Source organism: Snodgrassella sp. CS2, from assembly GCF_050310315.1.
Taxonomy (GTDB): Bacteria; Pseudomonadota; Gammaproteobacteria; order Burkholderiales; family Neisseriaceae; genus Snodgrassella; species Snodgrassella alvi_E.
The window spans coordinates 467,730-486,002 of sequence record NZ_JBNPBA010000001.1 but is presented as its reverse complement, the minus strand read 5'-3'; the positions used below and the strand labels follow the sequence as shown (position 1 = coordinate 486,002).

Sequence of the window (18,273 nt, the reverse complement as noted above, 5' to 3'; positions counted from 1 at the left end):
CTGTCGCAGTTTCGAGCAGGTTCCCCTTGAATAAAACATGCAAAAGTAACTTACGAATCAAATTCATCCATTAAATCAGGAGAAGGTATGAAGTATAGACTGCCGCTCACTGGGGTACTGAAATCCAGCAAACGATCGACATGTCCTTCTGCATTACCGGTGAACATTTGTTTAACCATCTGACGGGTAACAGCAAATGAACGGGCATAGCCAATAAAGAATGTACCATATTCATTTTTCGATGGATGGGCAAAAGCAACATTTGCGCGAACTATTTTTAGTTCATTACCCTCAGCATCATAAACTTTGCTGACATTGTTATGTGCTGTCTGCGGTTTTTCCTCATCGGAAAGTTCAATATCATTGAATCGGCGCCGACCGATAGTTTTTTCTTGTTCCTCAACTGATAATTGTCGCCATGCCTGCATGTTGTGCAGGTATTTCTGAGTGAAAGCATAGCTACCGTTACGAAACAACGGATCTTCATCTCCAACCACGGCATAATCCATTTTGCGTTCGTCGTCAGGATTTTCAGTACCATCGACAAAACCAATAATGGCACGCCCATCCAGATAACGGAATCCGCTGACCTCATCTATCGGATAAGTGGCCTCTCCCAGAATTTCATGGATCATTGCGGCCATTTCATAGCAAATATCCTGACGGTCTGCACGAATATGGAAAAATAAATCGCCTGGTGTGGCCACAGCAGTATGCTTAGCACCTTTGATTTCAGTAAAAGGCACTAGCTCTTTCGGTTTGGGTTTCGCTGGACGCAATCTGTCCCACGCATCCGAACCAATCCCCATTAACGCATTGAAATGTTCATCATGAAAACGGCCATGTAGACTGCGTATTAAAGCTGAAAAACCGGTGATAAAATCAAGAACTTCAGCAACTGCTGTTTCATTGTCCTTAATGCCAAGCGTAATAAACAAAGCGCTTTTACCCGGATAGGCAACTACCGGCGGTATCCTGTTTATAGTCATTAATAAAACTTTCCTAAACCAATATTATAGTAAATTTAACTAACATTATTAAGTACAAGGCAGACACAAATAAAAAAAATTTAACTATTTCGTGCAGAAAAATAATATTTCCATATTCAACTAAGAATATGGAATATGTCTCCGAAATAAGTACAATTTGATGTCCCCTTCATTAATGCAATTAATAAATGGGGATACTTAACTATAATATATGCAAAGATTAGATAAAAAACGATAATTATATATGAAAAGCTGATAAAAGCTTTTATTTATCAAGAATTATCCGTTAATATAGATTACTTACTATTACTGATTATTACCCTGAGAAATCAATGCACCACTCATTTCCACTGGTAGAAACCATTGTAGGCGGATTATTTTTTGCTTTTATACTCGGTTATATAGCCCACAAATTACGTATGCCACCTTTAGTTGGCTACCTCTTTGCAGGGATTATTGTTGGACCGTACACCAAAGGTTTTACTGCTGATATGCATTTATCACAGCAGCTGGCGGAGTTGGGCGTAATTTTGCTCATGTTTGGAGTGGGTTTACATTTTTCTATCCGCGATTTGCTTGCAGTCAAACGTGTTGCCATTCCTGGAGCACTGATACAGATTGCACTGGCTACCCTGTTAGGCTGGCTATTGGCATGGCTGGCCGGCTGGAGCTCTGGTGCCGGAATTGTGTTTGGGCTGGCTTTATCTTGTGCTTCTACGGTAGTTTTAATAGCTGCTTTGCAGCGCTGGCATCTGGGGGATTCTACGCAAGGCCGCATTGCCACCGGCTGGCTCATTGTGGAAGATATAGCCATGGTGTTTGTGCTGGTCATGATTCCGGCGCTGGCGCCGGTATTGTCAGGACAAGGAAGTGTTTCGAGTGCTGATTTATTTTATTTACTAGGCAAAACCAGTGTTCAGATTATTGCGTTTGTGGTAGTGATGCTGTTTCTGGGGCGCCGTCTCATACCCTGGTCCTTACAGCGTGTAGTAGGCACCGGTAGTCCAGAACTATTCCGGCTGGCGGTTATAGCCGTAGCCCTGGGTTGCGCCATATTAGCCAATTATCTTTTTGGTGTCTCATTTGCACTGGGTGCGTTTTTTGCTGGAGCGATCATCAGTGAAACCAGTATGAATCACACAGCTGAAGATGCTTCGAGCGGATTGAGAGAATTTTTTACAGTTTTGTTCTTTGTTTCAGTAGGGATGCTGTTTGACCCCAGTATTATTATTCGTGAACCCTTATTGCTCATAGCAACCCTGCTGGTTGTGGTAATTGGCAAAAGTGCAGGCGCATTTCTGATTGTGCGCGTATTTGGTTATCCGCCACAAACAGCATTAACCATTGCCGTAGCATTGGCGCAGATTGGGGAGTTTTCTTTTATGATAGCCAGCTTAGGGTCGGTATACAAAATATTGCCTCCCTTGGCCAGCGATTTGATATTAGGGAGTGCCCTAATTTCCATTATTTGTAATCCTTTTCTGTTTGTCTGGCTAAACCGGTATCTAGAAAAACAGAATCAACAGGCTACCTCAGCAGCACCAGGCGTGATTGACAGCGGAATGATGTCTGATAAGCCTCATGCAAAAGTGGCTGCTCCCATTAAACCGGTATCGATTTATTTTGTTGATGAAGACATGGCTGTTGCGCCAGCTGTCAGCAATCATACCGTCCTCGTTGGTGCTGGTCCGGTAGGGCAGGAAATTATCAGGCATTTGCAGGCTCAGAATGAAACAGTATATGTTCAGGAAAACCGGCTTGACGTAGTAACAGAACTACGAGCACGTCAGATACCAGTGGCTTACGGACACGCTTTGTCTGATGGGATGCTTGATGCAGTATTTGTGTCCGAAGCCAGAAATTTGATTATTACCATCCAAAATAAAACAGAGATTGTTTCAATTATCAAAGCTGCACTGGCACTCAATCCTCAATTGCAAATCGTGACGTTTAGCCGATATGAACAGGATAAGCAATTATTTATCCAAGCTGGTGCTACAAAAGTAGTTGATAGCCAGATTGTGCTAGCACAGGAAATTATGCAGGCCTTTGAGCAAGCATAAATACTTCATTCCTGTGAGAAATGGTAGAAAAAATTATCAATATTGAACGCCATAAAATATGGCCAAGTCTAAAAATAAAACTGCTTAGAAATAAATAATTAGCGTAAGTTAAATTCTGGCAGCTATTTTAATTTAAACTATGAGCCGGATACGGAAAAACCGTCTTGTTAATAGATACCTATCTGCAGATGGAGTTGATAAAAGCTTCCAACTGTTGGCGGCTGGTAATTTTACTGTCAATTTTAATGTAGATACTGTGTTCTTCAGGCACAATCAAAACTTGGCTAATTCCATTCTGCTGCAATAATTGTTGGCGTGCATTCTCGGGCAAAATCTGATTGCTGCCCAGCGTCAAGCGCAGACTAGCCAGATAGGGTGGTTCCTGCATAGTAAAACTTAGCAGCAACCACACCACAGCTAATACTGTACCAAACAAAAAAACTGAATGAGCACCACAATGTGCAGCCAGCCAGCCACCGATAGTGCCACCGCAGGCTACTCCGAGAAACTGTCCCGTAGCGTAAATGCCCATTGCTGTGCCTTTAAAACCGGCAGGCGCTTCTTTGCTTACCCAAGATGGCAGCAAGGCTTCCATCAAATTAAACGCAATAAAAAACAACAATACACCTACAATTAGGGACCAAAAGGAAACATTGGCCAGCCATAAAACTGTTTCTGCAAGCATCAGACCGGTAACGCATATGACAAAAACGCGTCGCATCCGGCGTTTACTTTCTGCATAAATGATCGGTGGCAAGACCGTAATAAATGCAATCAGCATTGTGTATAAATAAATTTGCCAGTGTTTGGATGCTGGAAATCCTGCTTGCTCAAGTTGCAAAGGCAGAGCAACAAAGGTAGACATCAGAAGAAAATGCAGACAGAAAATACCTATGTTGAGCTTGAGTAAGGGTGCATTACACAATAGAGTAACAAAGCTACCCTTTACGATACCAGATTCACGATTGAGCACATGAACACTGCTCACGGGTACATAAAATAACGTCAGTGCAATAGCGATTACTGCCAGTGAGGCAATGACCCAAAATAGACCGTGTAAACCAAATGCATGTGTGATAATTGGGCCGCATACCATGGCCAATGCAAATGTTATGCCAAAGCTGATACCGATAAAAGCCATCGCTTTAGTGCGATTCTGTTCACGAGTTAAATCTGAAAGTAGAGCCATTACGGCTGCGGCAATTGCGCCGCTACCCTGTAAAGCTCGTCCCAAAATCACGCCCCAGATTGAGGTGGTTACAGCGGCAATGATGCTGCCCAGAGTGAAGATTATCAAACCGCCCACAATCAGTGGCTTGCGTCCAAAACGGTCTGACCATAAGCCAAAAGGAATCTGTAGTAAAGCCTGCATCAGGCCATAAATACCTATAGCCAGTCCGATCAGGCTTTCATTGGCTCCTTGTAATGTCATTCCATAAGTGGTCAGTACCGGCAGAACCATAAACATGCCCAGCATGCGCAATGAAAAAACCGCTCCTAATCCCCATGTTGCTCGCCTTTCGGCGGAGTTCATGTGTGTATCATTATTGTTGGAATTCATATTGAGTACAGCTTAAAAGAAAAACCTGCCTATTGTAAAAGAAACAAAGGCAGGTTGGGGTGGTTTGCGTATTATTATGTATTCATGTTTACGGTATCAACCAGCCAAGCTTAATACAGTAGGAGAAGCCGGTGTCATGAAATCTACCGACATCATAATGCTTAAGGTAGTGATAGCTATAATCGAAAATACAAACAGTTTACGTGCCCATATACGGTCATTATTCTGTGCTTTATAACCAGATAGTGCCATACACAGCCACCATACACTGACGGCAGCAGCCACCACCAGATATTTGTATCCGGCATAACCACCTATAGACAGCATCAGTGTCGCAAACATAAAAGCAATGATATAAAACGTGATATGGTGTTTGGCTACCGCAATACCTTTTACCACTGGCAAAACCGGAATATTGGCTGCCTGATAATCCTTAAAGCGATAAATCGCAATAGCGTAGGAATGTGGCATTTGCCAGAGACTGAAAATCGCTAGCAGAATAAGTGCACCAGCATCAAAATTATTGCTTACTGCACAATAACCAATCACTGGAGGTGCGGCACCTGACAGACTGCCAATAAGGGTACCGTAAACAGAATGCCGTTTCATATAGAGACTATAAATCCCTACATAAACCACAAAGCCCATTACAGATAACCACATGGCCAACGGGTTAGCACCAAAATAGAGCACAATAAACCCAGCAATACCCAGTATCGTGGCTAATGCAAAGGTCACCCGTGCAGAGGCGAGCCCTCGTACTAGAACACGATTCTTGGTACGTTCCATCTTCGGATCGATATCACGGTCAATCAGGTTATTGAACGCACAGCCAGAAGCTACTACCAGAGACACGCCCAGCAGAGTAAGAATTAGCAGGAAACCGTTAATGCTGCCTTTGGAAGCCAGCAAAAACCCGCCGACAACCGAAATCAGGTTGCCGACGATAATACCTGGTTTAGTTACTTGCAGGTATGGCTTAATCATGAACTGCCTTTAACCTAACACCATGTTTGCATTCAGGCTCCACATAATCCAAATGGAAAGGCCTACCAGCAATACAATCACAATTGCGGTGAAAATAAATGAAATTAGATTCCAGCGTTCTTCGGGATTACTGCCCAAATGGAGGAAGCATACCAACTGAACAATAAGCTGTAATACAGCTGTAATCACAATCACCGCAAACAAAGTTTTCTTGTCTGCTGCATGATTCATGACCATCAGAAACGGAATCAGAGTTAATACCACCGACAGGATAAAACCAATGACGTAGTTTTTAGCACTGCCATGTTGTGGAATATGGTCTTGATGGTTTGACTGACTCATAACGCTACCCCCATCAGATATACAATTGAGAACACGCAAATCCACACGATGTCCAGAAAGTGCCAGAACAGGCTCAGGCAGTTAATACGCATACGGTTAACACTAGTCAGACCACGCGAAGCAACCTGAATCATCAGAACTGCCATCCAGATCAGACCGGCGGTAACGTGCAGACCATGGGTACCTACCAGAGCAAAAAAGCCAGACAGATATCCACTGCGATCCGGTCCCATACCATGTGTAATCAGGTGATGGAATTCATACAGCTCCATCCCGATGAAGCAGGCACCGAATACAAAGGTTATAACCAGCCACAACAAAACCTGACTCTGATTATTGCGATTCATTGCCAGTACGGCAAAGCCGTATGTAATGGAACTCAGTAACAGAGCAAAAGTTTCTACCAGCACAAAAGGGAGCTCGAAAATGTCTTTGCCGCTTGGGCCACCAGCCGTGCCCGGCAGGAGCACGATATAGGTGGCAAACAGACAAGAGAACAAAATCAAGTCACTCATCAGGTAAATCCAGAACCCGAATACCTTCAGTGAACCGTTGTCGTGGTGAGCGTGTTCAGGCGCCTTACCGTGAATCAAGGTTTCAGTTGACATTATTTCAGTCCTGCTTTAGTTAATTCATTAAAACGTTTGCTTTCAATGGCTTCAATTTCAGCAACCGGTACGTAGTAATCCACGTCGGTGTCGAAGCTCTTGGCAATGAGACTAATAATCATGCCAGCGAAGCCAATGATGGCCATCCACCAGATATGCCAAATCATGGCAAAACCGAAAATCAGGGAGAATACACCGATAACGAGACCGGCAGCTGTATTTTTCGGCATATGAATTTCTTCATATTTAGCTGGTTTCTTATACGCAATACCTTTTTCCTTTTCGTCCCAGAATGCATCACGGGATTCAACTTGAGGCTGAATAGCGAAATTGTAGAAGGGTACTGGAGAAGAAGTAGACCATTCTAGTGTGCGGCCATCCCATGGGTCGCCGGTCACATCTAGATTTTCTTTACGATGTATGCAGGAAACCACTACCTGAATCACCATGCATACCACACCAAGAGCAATGATGGCAGCACCAGCAGCAGCTACGCACAGCAGCGTGTGGAAAGCTGGGTCAATGTGCTGGCTCAAACGACGGGTCATGCCCATGAAGCCCAGTGCATATAACGGCATAAACGCAACAAAGAAGCCGATAAACCAACACCAGAAGGCGCGTTTACCCCATGTTTCATTCAGCTTGAAGCCAAATGCTTTCGGGAACCAGTAGTTGAGCGCTGCAAACAGACCGAATACCACACCACCGATAATAGTGTTATGGAAGTGGGCTACCAAAAACAGACTGCCATGCAGTACAAAGTCGGCACCTGGTACAGCTAACAGTACGCCGGTCATACCACCTACGGAGAAAGTAATAATAAAGCCTACCGTCCACAGCATTGGGACATGGAAAGAAATACGGCCTTCATACATAGTAAACAACCAGTTGAATATTTTCACCCCAGTCGGAATGGAAATAATCATAGTGGCGATACCAAAGAACGCATTAACGTTGGCACCAGAACCCATGGTAAAGAAGTGGTGCAGCCATACGATGAAAGACAAGATGGTGATACACACGGTGGCCCATACCATTGAGGTATAGCCGAACATGGTTTTACGTGAGAATGTAGCAGTTACTTCTGAATACACACCGAAAATTGGCAGAATCAGAATATAAACTTCTGGATGACCCCATGCCCAAATCAGGTTGATATACATCATCATGTTACCGCCCAGTTCATTGGTAAAGAAGTGGGTGCCAAGGTAACGGTCTAATGTCAGCATCGCTACAGATGCAGTCAAAATCGGGAAAGAAGTCAGAATCAGAATATTGCTACAGAAAGAAGCCCAGCAAAAGATAGGCATTTTCATCATAGTCATGCCAGGAGCACGCATTTTCAGTATGGTAGCGATAAAGTTAACCGCACTTACCGTAGTACCTATACCTGATATCTGCAGACTCCATATCCAGTAATCTACACCAACTCCAGGGCTGAATTCCAATCCAGACAGCGGTGGATAAGCCAGCCAGCCAGTTTGGGCAAATTCGCCCAGACCCAGTGACAGGTTAACCAGCACCACACTGACAGCAGTAAACCAGAAACCCAGATTATTTAGGAATGGATAAGCCACATCGCGCGCGCCTAGCTGCAACGGAATGACGAAGTTCATCAAACCAATAACAAATGGCATCGCTACAAAGAAAATCATGATTACACCGTGGGCGGTGAAAATCTGATCATAGTGATGTGGCGGCAGAAAGCCATCACTGGTACCAGACGAGGCAAGTACCTGCTGGCTACGCATCATCACAGCATCGGCGAAACCACGTACCAACATCACGACTGCGACAATGATGTACATGATACCGATACGTTTGTGGTCAACTGTGGTAAACCATTCTTTCCACAGATAGGTCCATTTATGAAAATACGTAATTGCACCCACCAACGCCAAACCTATGACGATGATGGCTGTAATCGTTACCATGACAATTGGTTCATGGAACGGTATCGCATCTAAAGATAATTTTCCGAACATTGTTTATTTCCTCGCAAGCTTACTCAGCACTGCTGGCGGCACTGGCCTGTAGAGTAGCCGGCATATTGTGATTGGCAAATTTAGCAATCACGTTGCCGTACAAACTCGGATTTGCGCTGGAGAAGTATTCCACTTTGTGGAATTGGCTAGGCGCAGCCAGTTTGTTGAATGAAGCCATGTCATTAAGTGTATTTGGCGACTGTTTCACCTTTTCCACCCATTGATTGAAGCTGGCTTCATCCGGTGTAGCAATGGCAGTGAATTTCATACCAGAGAAACCGGCACCGCTGTAGCTGGATGAAATACCTTTGTATTCACCGGCAGTATCAGCTACCAGATGTAGCTTGGTCTGCATACCGGCCATAGCGTAAATCTGACTACCCAGCTGGGGGATGAAGAATGAATTCATCACTGTATTGGAAGTGATTCTGAATTCCACCGGTGTGTCTTTCGGAAAAGCGATTTCATTAACTGTAGCAATACCCTGTTCTGGATAAATAAACAGCCATTTCCAGTCTAATGAAATAACTTCAATTACTACTGGTTTTTTATCACTTTCCAGCGGACGATACGGGTCCAGAGAATGAGTGGTTTTCCAAGTGATTGTTCCCAGAATGAGAATAATCAGGATAGGAATGCCCCAAACTACGGCCTCGAGTTTATTGGAATGCGCCCATTTCGGCGAATATTTGGCATTGCTTCCCTCTCTGTATTTCAGAGAGAAGAGAATTGCCATAATAATCACCGGAATTACGACTATCAACATCAAGCAGATTGCTGTCAGTATCAGCGTGCGTTCTTCCTGACCTATATGGCCTTTAGGGTTTAGCAGAGCTGCATCACAGCCGCTTAACAACAGCGAACCGATCAGCATCGTCAATACTATCCCTGAGAGCTTACTTAATTTCATGTAACGACCTCAACATTACGGGAAACACGATTAACGTTTGTAAAAAACGGGAGTTACTATTTTAAGACAATGTTGGCAAACTGTATATTGCCTGTGGCTATATGTTATTTAAGGAATGTTAAATAAGTATTATTCTTGTTTTTATTTCTGTTTTTATTTTATATAAAAATCATACATTTATTTTTATTTTTTTTATAGACATGGGAAGAAATGGGTAAAGCTTAAAAATTACATTAATATATTAATACAATTATTAACACACAATTATTGCTACTGGATTACATTTCTGAATTGAAAATATCTTTACTAGGTATATGAATAAATAATTGATATATAACTAAAAATTATAAATTGGTTTTCTTCCTGCTGCTATCTAAGAAGATGATATTTACATGAATTACAATTTAGTTTTCTTAGAAATAATTAATCTATATCAAAATAAGCTCTCTTATAATTTTAATTGCGCATATCGAATATGCTGATTGTATTTCAAAATAGAAAATAAGCTATAAAAAAAGGTAACAAATTATATTTTAAGGAAATTTATATAAATATAGTTTCGTAATAAAAAAATTAGCTGTGTTGTAATTTTATCGCTAAGGATGAATGTGGTTGATAAGATTAATTAAAATACGAAGCAAATAAAGTTTTTAATCGATGTAGATGTCTATTTTATTTAATTTTTTAATGTATCAATGTTGGATAGAGATTAACTTATTTCATTTTTCATTAAAGCAATTAACATGCCATTTTATAGCTGAGCCAAGAATTATTTAAATTAAATTGTAATAGCGCAAAGTAAATTCGAGTGTTTCAAAGTTATTAAATAAGTATGTAAATGATGCTGTAATTTTAATCAAAAATTTTAAGTGTTAGGGTAGTTTGGATCAGCCAGAATATGAGGAAAAAAGTAGAGTTTAGATTGTTCTGGGATTGCATGGATGCTGCCGGCCTTAGCTATAAAGGAAGATCGGTTACGACAGCTCTATGCAATCGTTATGGGATTGATGATGAATGAAAAATTAAACGTTGGATTGTTGTTTGAGCCGTTGAGCAGCATCTAGTGCGAAATAGGTCAGGATGCCATCAGCACCAGCTCGTTTAAACGCCAGTAAGCTTTCTATTATCACCTTGTCCGCATCTAGCCAGCCATTTTGTATCGCAGCCTGAAGCATAGCGTATTCGCCTGAAACCTGATATGCATAAGTAGGTACAGCAAATTCATCTTTAACTCTTCGTATGATGTCCAGATAGGGCATACCTGGTTTAATCATTACCATGTCAGCACCTTCAGCAATATCCAGTGCGACTTCATGAAGTGCTTCATTGCTATTTGCGGGATCCATCTGGTAAGTATATTTATTCCCTTTACCCAAATTTCCTGCACTACCTACAGCACTACGAAACGGACCATAAAAAGCAGAGGCATATTTGGCAGCATAGGACATAATGCGGGTATGGATGAAACCATTTTCTTCCAGAGCTTCACGTACGGCACCAATCCGTCCATCCATCATATCACTTGGTGAAAGAATATCTGCACCTGCGTCGGCGTGAGATAATGATTGTTTTATAATAGCTTCTATTGTTTCGTCATTTTGAATATAGCCATTTGCATCTGGTAATCCATCCTGCCCGTGAGTGGTATAGGGATCAAGAGCCTGATCAGCCATCACTCCCAATTCAGGAAAGCGTGATTTTAAAGCGCGAATAGCCCGCTGGATAATACCATTTTCATCCCATGCTGCACGTCCGTCAGCTGTTTTACATTCTGGATTGGGTACGCCAAACAAATCCAGTACTGGTACACCAAGTTCAAGTGCTTGTTCGGCAACTTTTAACAATTCATCAATGGATAACCGTTCAACACCGGGCATACAGTCGACCGGAGTGCGACCGCTTTTTTCGTGCACGAAAACCGGCAAAATAAAATCATTTGCTGTTAGGATGGTTTCACGCATCATGCGGCGTGAAAAATCATCATGCCGCATTCTTCGCATTCGGGTGTTTGGCATGATACGGGGAGGAAAATTCATAATTGCTATCCTATTATTTTATTACTCAGCATACTGTTAATAGTATTAATGAGTTTGATATCACCGCCAGTGAGGTTTGGTGAAATTGAGTGTGGTATTTTAATCCTTTTTACAGGGTACTTCTAATCGTCTATTCGACGCCTGATTGTTCTAAATAGGTTCTGATTTTTGGGATTGGATGTAAGCTTGTTTGATAATTGAACGAGTAAATGCCTATTGTTATTAGTTGAATAATTATAATTTTAATTTATCAATAGATTGCTTAGATACTGTTTTTAATATGCATTCAGCTAACTTGTATCTAATTGTTTGGCGTGAGGTTATGGGCGCAATGTATGCCGAGTGAAATTTATCAATGAATTCTAATGATTTGAAGACAGCAAATTTACCGATTGTATTTTTATGGATGGCAAACCAAAGCCTATATTCAACATCATAATTTGAATGGTTAAATTTAAATTTTAATATAAAATAATTTTATTAATAATGGTGAAAGAAATCTGGCATCATTGTCTAGATTAAAATAGCCACATAGCCAGCATTACACTAAGTGCAAATAATTAAAGGTTGCAGGTAACGAAATAGCGATGGAACTGGCTGAGAAAATTATATTCGGATGAATATGCTTGTTTAATTAAGTGAGTGCGAGACAAAACCAAACAATTGGAAAGATAAATCTTTTAATAACAGGTTTAGTTTAAATACGGTGTTATGAGTTTTGCAATTGAAAATTTTCTGGAATCTTATATAAAAAGAAACAAACTACCAGAAGAAATAAAAAATAAAATAGCAAAGAGTTGATGCCAAACTTCAGTATATTTTGTGATGTCTGCATAAACCAGTTTGGCATCTTGCAATTCGCTAATTAGACATGATGAGAAAACTTTGCTGCTGAAACTGCTGAAAGCTATTATGAAAATAGGCTCAGTATTTGTCTTGTAAAGAAAGCGAGCATAATTCAATCTGATATTTAAGGTATTAAGGTTAACAAAATAGTTACTAACTAATTATCTATCCCTTTGTTTATTTTTGCTATTCTATATGGTTTTTGATTAATTGTAGCAGCACGATTAGTGTGCTGATGAATTTTTTTCGTTTTCAGGAGAAATGATGGCAAACAAGGGCAGGTGGTCAGATAGTTTCTGCCAAGGCTGACCAGTTAATGGTTTGGCTGCCAGTACTTTTAAATGGCGGATGAAAATTCTATCGAGGCTTAAAAGGGGTAAGCGTGCAGGAAAAGTTTTTGGTGCGTTGTGGTAATTACAAAATGCATCTTGCAGATTCAGTTTTGGGTCAAGAGTATTGTAAGAACGCTGGCGCCAGTCGTTGAAGTCTCCGGCCAGAATCAAGGGCTTCGCAGGGTCTATTTCACTTTGAATATAATCATATATAGTTTGATACTGCTTAATACGATCTGGTTCGCGCAGATTGAGATGAGCACACAAACACACTAATGGCATTTGCCATTGTGGAAGCTGAACTTCGCAGTGTAACAGTCCACGCTGTTCCATTTTATTGACACTAATATCCAGGTTATGGCAAGTGATCATGGGGTGGCGGCTAAGGATAGCATTGCCATGATCGCGGTATTTGTAGCGTGCATTGCGGCCGTAGCTCACGTGATAGTCCAGTTGTTCACTGAGAATCTGGTAATGTGGTTGGCGAGGAAAATCAGGAATATTGTCTGCTCGTTTGCTGTTGTATCCCTGTACTTCCTGTAAAAACAAGATATCTGGAGCAAGCTGCTGTAAAGCTGTAGTCATTTGCAACAGCTGTACTTTCTGGTTTAGTGCAGACATGCCTTTATGAATATTGTAAGTGGCAATAGTGATGGCGTTCATGAAAGGTGTTGGAAAAATAGAATCACCAGCGTTGGGGCAACTGGATAAGTGCTGCACGGTTGGAAGGTGAGAAAACCTGCTCAGCAGCTTGCCCTAGAGGGCACCATTGGTAACGCAGGTGCTCGCGTGGTGATAGTTTAATAGGAGTAGAAGCGTCTATACAAACCGAAAAAACATGTTCAGTGTTATGTGTTACGCCCGATGCATAACGATGCCGCCAATGTGGATAAATTTCAAACACGCTTGAAAACTGCCAGTCGACAATATCGGTAGAAATAATACCAGTTTCTTCAGCCAGTTCACGTCTGGCTGTTTGTTCCAGAGTTTCTCCGGCTTCTTGACTGCCAGTGACTGATTGCCAGTAGCCGGGTTTATCTGCGCGCTCAAGTAGCAGTATCTGGTGGTTGTTGTTATAAACCACCACCAGTACAGACACCGGCATTTTATAGGTGTTAAGACTACTCATGAGGTTTATGCTGGCCTGCATGAAAAGAAGAAACGCTGAGTGCAGTTGGCAGTGGTTCAGAAAAAGATGGTTCTTCTTCAGTAGTAACTTGGTGCGTTATGCTGTCACAGGTAATGGGATCGCTTGCATCGTTAAGTATGCGGATTTCCTGCTGCGGAAATGGAAATTCTATACCTACTTCTTTGAAACGGTTCCATATTTCCAGCAAAATGGCTGAGTTAATGCTCATAAATCCATTTTCGGGATCGCGAATCCAGTAATTAACGTACAGATTGATACCCGAATCGGCAAACCCAGTGACAAAACTATTTGGTTTTGGGTCGTCGCACACTCGTGCCTGTTTGGCTGCTGCTTCTTTCAATATTTCAAGTGCCTGTGGCAGGTCGGTATTGTAAGCAACCTGTAAGGTAAGATTGTTAGACATGATTTTGCTGGAATAGGAATCATTGATTACTGTATTGGAAACGAAGGTATCGTTAGGAATCAATGCTTCAGAACCATCACTGCTGCGCAAGACCACAAAACGAGCGGTTATTTTGGTCACATAACCGGTAAAATTATTGATATTCAGCCGGTCGCCTGGTCTCACGGAATGGTCTGCCAAAATGATAAAACCAGATACATAGTTACTGGCAATTTTTTGCAAACCCAAACCAAGTCCAACACCCAATGCACCACCGAATACAGACAGAATAGTGAGATTGATACCTACCATTGGAAGCGCAATCAGTACAGCCACAACCACAAGCAGAGTTTTAACAATTTTCACCAGCACATAGCGCAGATTTACATCAAGTTTTTCTGCTTTAAGTATATGCTGTTCGGTGATGCGCGATAGCCACATTGCGATAATGATAGCGATGCCAACAATAATGCTGCCGGTAATGACGGTATACAGACTCAGGCTGGTTGAACCTATTGGCAAGGCCAGTGATTTGAGTAATCGAATAATAAAGGTATCCAGACTGGTGAGCCAGAGCAGAAAGCATACCCATAAAAAGGTAGAAAGAGACCGCTCATAGCGTTCGTTGAAGCGGTTATTGGGTATGGCGTTGTGCAATACGGCCATGATAATACGAATCATCAGCAGCCAGCGTGCGGTAAAGGCCGTAAGCTGTAGCCACAGAACAGATTCACCGGTACTGAAGCGCCAGATAACCATGGCAATGATGGTACACAGTAACAGTAATACCGGCCATAATAAGCGTGTAATAAAATGAAGCAGAACCGGAAATTTGATTTCTCTTTGCTGAGTATGTCGGTTGATAACGGCCAGTATTTTCAAGCTTAGCCAGTACGTACCAAACATAATTATCACAGCAAAGGCAAGTTCGAGCCAGCCACTGCTGGTTTTTAAGCTGTGTACCATCAGGCGTGCCAGAAATTCTTTGCGGGCAAACATGGAGTCGAAATAGTTATTCATGGTGGGGCAAAGAAACAATATTTGAATATAACCTTAATGGTAGGCGTTTTAGTGGAGTTCTGTAAACCGTCGTTATCAAAATTTAGTATGGCTACTGAAATGTTTTGGGTTAATGATGTGACTTAAGAACAGTAAAGTGACATTTTGGGCTACAGTGATACAAAGAAATCTCATAGTATGTCTGTATATAAAACAGTTATTCACAATATTTGGGTGGAGATGGCAGACTATTATTTGATTCTGTATGCAAAAATATTTATAATAGCTGGTTTTCCAACCTTGCCCTTTACACTTCGCATGGTAAAGGGATTGATTAGCCACAAGGAGTATTCATGCGTCATTATGAAATCGTGTTCATTGTCCATCCGGATCAAAGCGAACAGGTCGGTGCTATGGTTGAGCGTTACAAAACCATGATTACTGATGCCAACGGTAAAATTCACCGTTTGGAAGACTGGGGTCGCCGTCAGCTGGCTTACCCGATCAACAAAATTCACAAAGCACACTATGTGCTGATGAACGTTGAAACTACACCAGAAGTGATTGACGAAATTGAGACTGCGTTCCGCTTTAATGATGCGGTACTGCGTCATTTGACTGTGAAAATGGACGCAGCAGTAACTGAAGCTTCTCCGATGATGAAAGACGAGAAGTCCAAGAATCTGTTAGCAGGTAACAGCACTGAAGCCACTTCAGAGCAAGCTGAAGCCTGATTAATTTATTGAGGCTGGTTTGCTGAATCAATTATGCCTTTGTGCTCAGATTAAAAGTCTGAATGAATTACGTTATACCCCCGCTGGTTTGCCGGTATTGACTATGTGGCTTACCCATGAATCGTGGCAGATGGAGCTACAACAGCGGTTTCTGGCGAAAATGGAAATTCAGGCAAAAGCATTAGGTGATTTGGCTGCACACTGGCCGTATCAGCCGGGTAGTATGGTGGAAATCAATGGATTTCTGAGCCAAAAAGGTATTTATCATTCTCGGCCGGTACTGCATATCCAACAAATTCGCGAATATAAAGGTTAAACGACATGGCTCGTCAATCATTCAAACGTAGAAAATTTTGCCGCTTCACTGCGGAAGGTATCAAACAGGTTGATTATAAAGCAGTTGACTTGTTAAAAGATTTTATTACCGAAAACGGTAAAATCATTCCGGCTCGTATTACTGGAACCAAAGCACATTATCAGCGTCAGCTATCTACAGCGGTAAAACGTGCCCGTTTTCTGGCTTTACTGCCTTACACCGATCAACATAAATAATAAGGAAGAGTTATTATGCAGATTATTTTGTTAGAAAAAGTCGGTGGCCTGGGTAATCTGGGTGATCTAGTTAATGTAAAAAACGGCTATGCCCGTAATTTTCTGATTCCTCAGGGCAAAGCACAGCGTGCCAATGCTGCCAATCTGGCTGCATTTGAAGAAAAACGCGCTGAGTATGAAGCTCATCAAGCAGCAGTATTGGCCGACGCCGAAGCACGCAAGCTGAAACTGGATGGTCAGACAATCAGCGTTGCTCAGAAAGCTGGTGTGGACGGCCGTTTGTTTGGTTCAGTTACTACTCATGATATTGCAGAAGCCATTAAAGCAGCAGTCGGTGTGGAAGTAGTGAAAGCTAATGTACGTCTGCCTAACGGTCCGTTAAAAGCCATTGGCGAATATGAAATCGAAGTAGCGCTACACAGTGATGCTGTGGCTGCTATTACGGTAACTGTTGTGGCTGCTGCTGAATAAGTATAACTGACCACACATCAGGAAAGCGTAAGCTGTCTGGATTATTCCAGACAGCTTTTTTGTTATAGATGGTAAAAATAGTTTAGACTGTGCATAAAGCATATATTAGGAACCATAATAATGAAATACCTACTGATTACAGGTGCAGCCTTATTGCTGGCGGCCTGCCAAAGCACACAATCTATGCAGAATAAACCAATTAAACCTGTTGTAACGGCTACTGTAACCACACAGGCTGATGAAAAAGTGTTTGCATTAACCGATAGCGGTTTAGATTTGCTAGGCCGTAATGATGTGAACCGCTTTATTGATAATGAGATAAAACGTGGTCACTACAGCCGCGAGCAACTGGAGAATTTTTTTCGGCAAGTACGCTATCGCCCGAGTATTATCCGTGGCATGGATAAGCCGGGCACCTCTCTACCGTGGTATACCTTTGTTCAGAATAATGCAAATAATGTGCGTATCAGTACAGGTAACTCTTTTTGGCAGAATAATGCTGCTGTGATTCAGGAGGTTTCCAAACGCTATGGTGTAACGCCACAATTACTGGTTGCAATAGTGGGTATTGAAACCAATTATGGCGCGAGTATGGGTTCATATCGTGTGGCGGATGCGCTGACTACCCTTGGATATCACTATCCGCGCCGTGCAGCTTATTTTCAGCGCGAGCTGGCAGAATTTTTGCAGCTGGCTTATGAGGAAAAACAGGATCCATTTAGTTTCAAAGGTAGTTTTGCCGGAGCAATGGGTATGCCGCAGTTTATGCCATCCAGTTTTCATCAATATGCTGTAGATTGGGATGGTGACGGGCATAGGGATATCTGGCGCAATGCCGGTGATACGCTGGCTTCAGTGGCCAATTATATGAAGCAACATGGCTGGCAGTCTGGTGCACCGATTGCGGTACAGGTGAGTATGCAGCCAACGCCACAATTACTACAGATTATTGATGAGCCAACTTCCCTAAAATATACTGCTGGGCAATTGCGTCGACTGGGTGTGGTGATTCCGGCGCAGATAGGCAATCAGGAAAAGGGTATTTTGTACCGGCTAGAAATATCACCCGGTGTGTATGATTACTGGTTTGGGCTAAATAATTTTTATACGGTCTGGCAATATAATCACAGCCGGCATTATGTAGCTGCGGTGCGGCAGATTGCCAATAATCTGGCTGATGCTAATGCAAATTTATAATGTTTAATTTGTCACTTTGTCCAAGCTAACTGCTGAGCTAGGTGGCTTGGCGAATAAGCTAAGCTACCTTCTGAATTTTGTACCAAACCTAGAGCTACGAAAAAATGTGCTGAACTCATTATTCCAGTT

General features: G+C 42.0%; 17 protein-coding genes. 6 read left to right on the top strand and 11 right to left on the bottom strand.

The window, feature by feature from the left end:
- Positions 1–50: 50 nt before the first annotated feature.
- Positions 51–989: a Dyp-type peroxidase gene (locus ACQP6D_RS02335; protein ID WP_267390081.1), complete on the bottom strand. Its 939-nt coding sequence runs from the start codon at positions 987–989 to the stop codon at positions 51–53.
- A 332-nt stretch (positions 990–1,321) separates the two neighbouring features.
- On the opposite strand from ACQP6D_RS02335, the gene ACQP6D_RS02330 reads away from it, so the two are divergent.
- The gene (locus ACQP6D_RS02330) at positions 1,322–3,052 is read left to right on the top strand and encodes a cation:proton antiporter (RefSeq protein ID WP_100152387.1); all 1,731 of its coding nucleotides are present in this window, start codon (positions 1,322–1,324) and stop codon (positions 3,050–3,052) included.
- 178 nt (positions 3,053–3,230) lie between these two features.
- Here ACQP6D_RS02330 and ACQP6D_RS02325 read toward each other — a convergent pair whose 3' ends face one another.
- From ACQP6D_RS02325 to ACQP6D_RS02280, 10 genes are all read right to left on the bottom strand, one after another.
- Positions 3,231–4,613, bottom strand: a complete 1,383-nt coding sequence (locus tag ACQP6D_RS02325; protein ID WP_427857327.1) for an MFS transporter — start codon at positions 4,611–4,613, stop codon at positions 3,231–3,233.
- Between the two features lie 96 nt (positions 4,614–4,709).
- Positions 4,710–5,600: a heme o synthase gene (gene cyoE, locus ACQP6D_RS02320; protein ID WP_100139948.1), complete on the bottom strand. Its 891-nt coding sequence runs from the start codon at positions 5,598–5,600 to the stop codon at positions 4,710–4,712.
- Between the two features lie 9 nt (positions 5,601–5,609).
- Positions 5,610–5,942 (bottom strand): cytochrome o ubiquinol oxidase subunit IV, encoded by a 333-nt coding sequence (gene cyoD / locus ACQP6D_RS02315; protein ID WP_100139949.1) that lies wholly within the window; start codon positions 5,940–5,942, stop codon positions 5,610–5,612.
- Complete coding sequence (locus ACQP6D_RS02310; protein ID WP_367421839.1) at positions 5,939–6,550, bottom strand: cytochrome o ubiquinol oxidase subunit III; 612 nt, start codon at positions 6,548–6,550, stop codon at positions 5,939–5,941. Before ACQP6D_RS02310 ends, cyoD begins: the two co-directional genes overlap by 4 nt.
- A complete protein-coding gene (cyoB, locus tag ACQP6D_RS02305) occupies positions 6,550–8,535 on the bottom strand; it encodes a cytochrome o ubiquinol oxidase subunit I (protein ID WP_100139951.1) in 1,986 nt (661 codons plus the stop codon). The genes ACQP6D_RS02310 and cyoB overlap by 1 nt, the downstream gene beginning before the upstream one ends.
- Positions 8,536–8,554: 19 nt before the next feature.
- Positions 8,555–9,445: a ubiquinol oxidase subunit II gene (cyoA, locus tag ACQP6D_RS02300; RefSeq protein WP_100139952.1), complete on the bottom strand. Its 891-nt coding sequence runs from the start codon at positions 9,443–9,445 to the stop codon at positions 8,555–8,557.
- 1,022 nt (positions 9,446–10,467) lie between these two features.
- Positions 10,468–11,481, bottom strand: a complete 1,014-nt coding sequence (gene hemB, locus ACQP6D_RS02295) for a porphobilinogen synthase (RefSeq protein WP_267390085.1) — start codon at positions 11,479–11,481, stop codon at positions 10,468–10,470.
- A gap of 1,070 nt (positions 11,482–12,551) precedes the next feature.
- Complete coding sequence (locus ACQP6D_RS02290; RefSeq protein WP_267390087.1) at positions 12,552–13,322, bottom strand: endonuclease/exonuclease/phosphatase family protein; 771 nt, start codon at positions 13,320–13,322, stop codon at positions 12,552–12,554.
- 22 nt (positions 13,323–13,344) lie between these two features.
- Entirely contained in the window at positions 13,345–13,788 is a 444-nt protein-coding gene (gene nudB, locus ACQP6D_RS02285; RefSeq protein WP_427857326.1) for a dihydroneopterin triphosphate diphosphatase, read from the bottom strand.
- Positions 13,781–15,211 carry a mechanosensitive ion channel family protein gene (locus ACQP6D_RS02280; protein ID WP_427857325.1) on the bottom strand — a complete coding sequence of 477 codons (1,431 nt, stop codon included), beginning with the start codon at positions 15,209–15,211 and terminating at the stop codon, positions 13,781–13,783. The genes nudB and ACQP6D_RS02280 overlap by 8 nt, the downstream gene beginning before the upstream one ends.
- A gap of 332 nt (positions 15,212–15,543) precedes the next feature.
- Here ACQP6D_RS02280 and rpsF point away from each other — a divergent pair, with 332 nt between their 5' ends.
- From rpsF to mltB, 5 genes are all read left to right on the top strand, one after another.
- Positions 15,544–15,924, top strand: coding sequence for a 30S ribosomal protein S6 (rpsF, locus tag ACQP6D_RS02275; protein ID WP_100139956.1), 381 nt, complete (start codon positions 15,544–15,546; stop codon positions 15,922–15,924).
- 19 nt (positions 15,925–15,943) lie between these two features.
- Positions 15,944–16,240, top strand: coding sequence for a primosomal replication protein N (priB, locus tag ACQP6D_RS02270; RefSeq protein WP_267408102.1), 297 nt, complete (start codon positions 15,944–15,946; stop codon positions 16,238–16,240).
- Between the two features lie 5 nt (positions 16,241–16,245).
- Entirely contained in the window at positions 16,246–16,476 is a 231-nt protein-coding gene (rpsR, locus tag ACQP6D_RS02265; RefSeq protein ID WP_025330416.1) for a 30S ribosomal protein S18, read from the top strand.
- Between the two features lie 15 nt (positions 16,477–16,491).
- A complete protein-coding gene (gene rplI, locus ACQP6D_RS02260; RefSeq protein WP_100139958.1) occupies positions 16,492–16,947 on the top strand; it encodes a 50S ribosomal protein L9 in 456 nt (151 codons plus the stop codon).
- A 120-nt stretch (positions 16,948–17,067) separates the two neighbouring features.
- Positions 17,068–18,144, top strand: coding sequence for a lytic murein transglycosylase B (gene mltB, locus ACQP6D_RS02255; RefSeq protein ID WP_427857324.1), 1,077 nt, complete (start codon positions 17,068–17,070; stop codon positions 18,142–18,144).
- Positions 18,145–18,273: the final 129 nt, after the last annotated feature.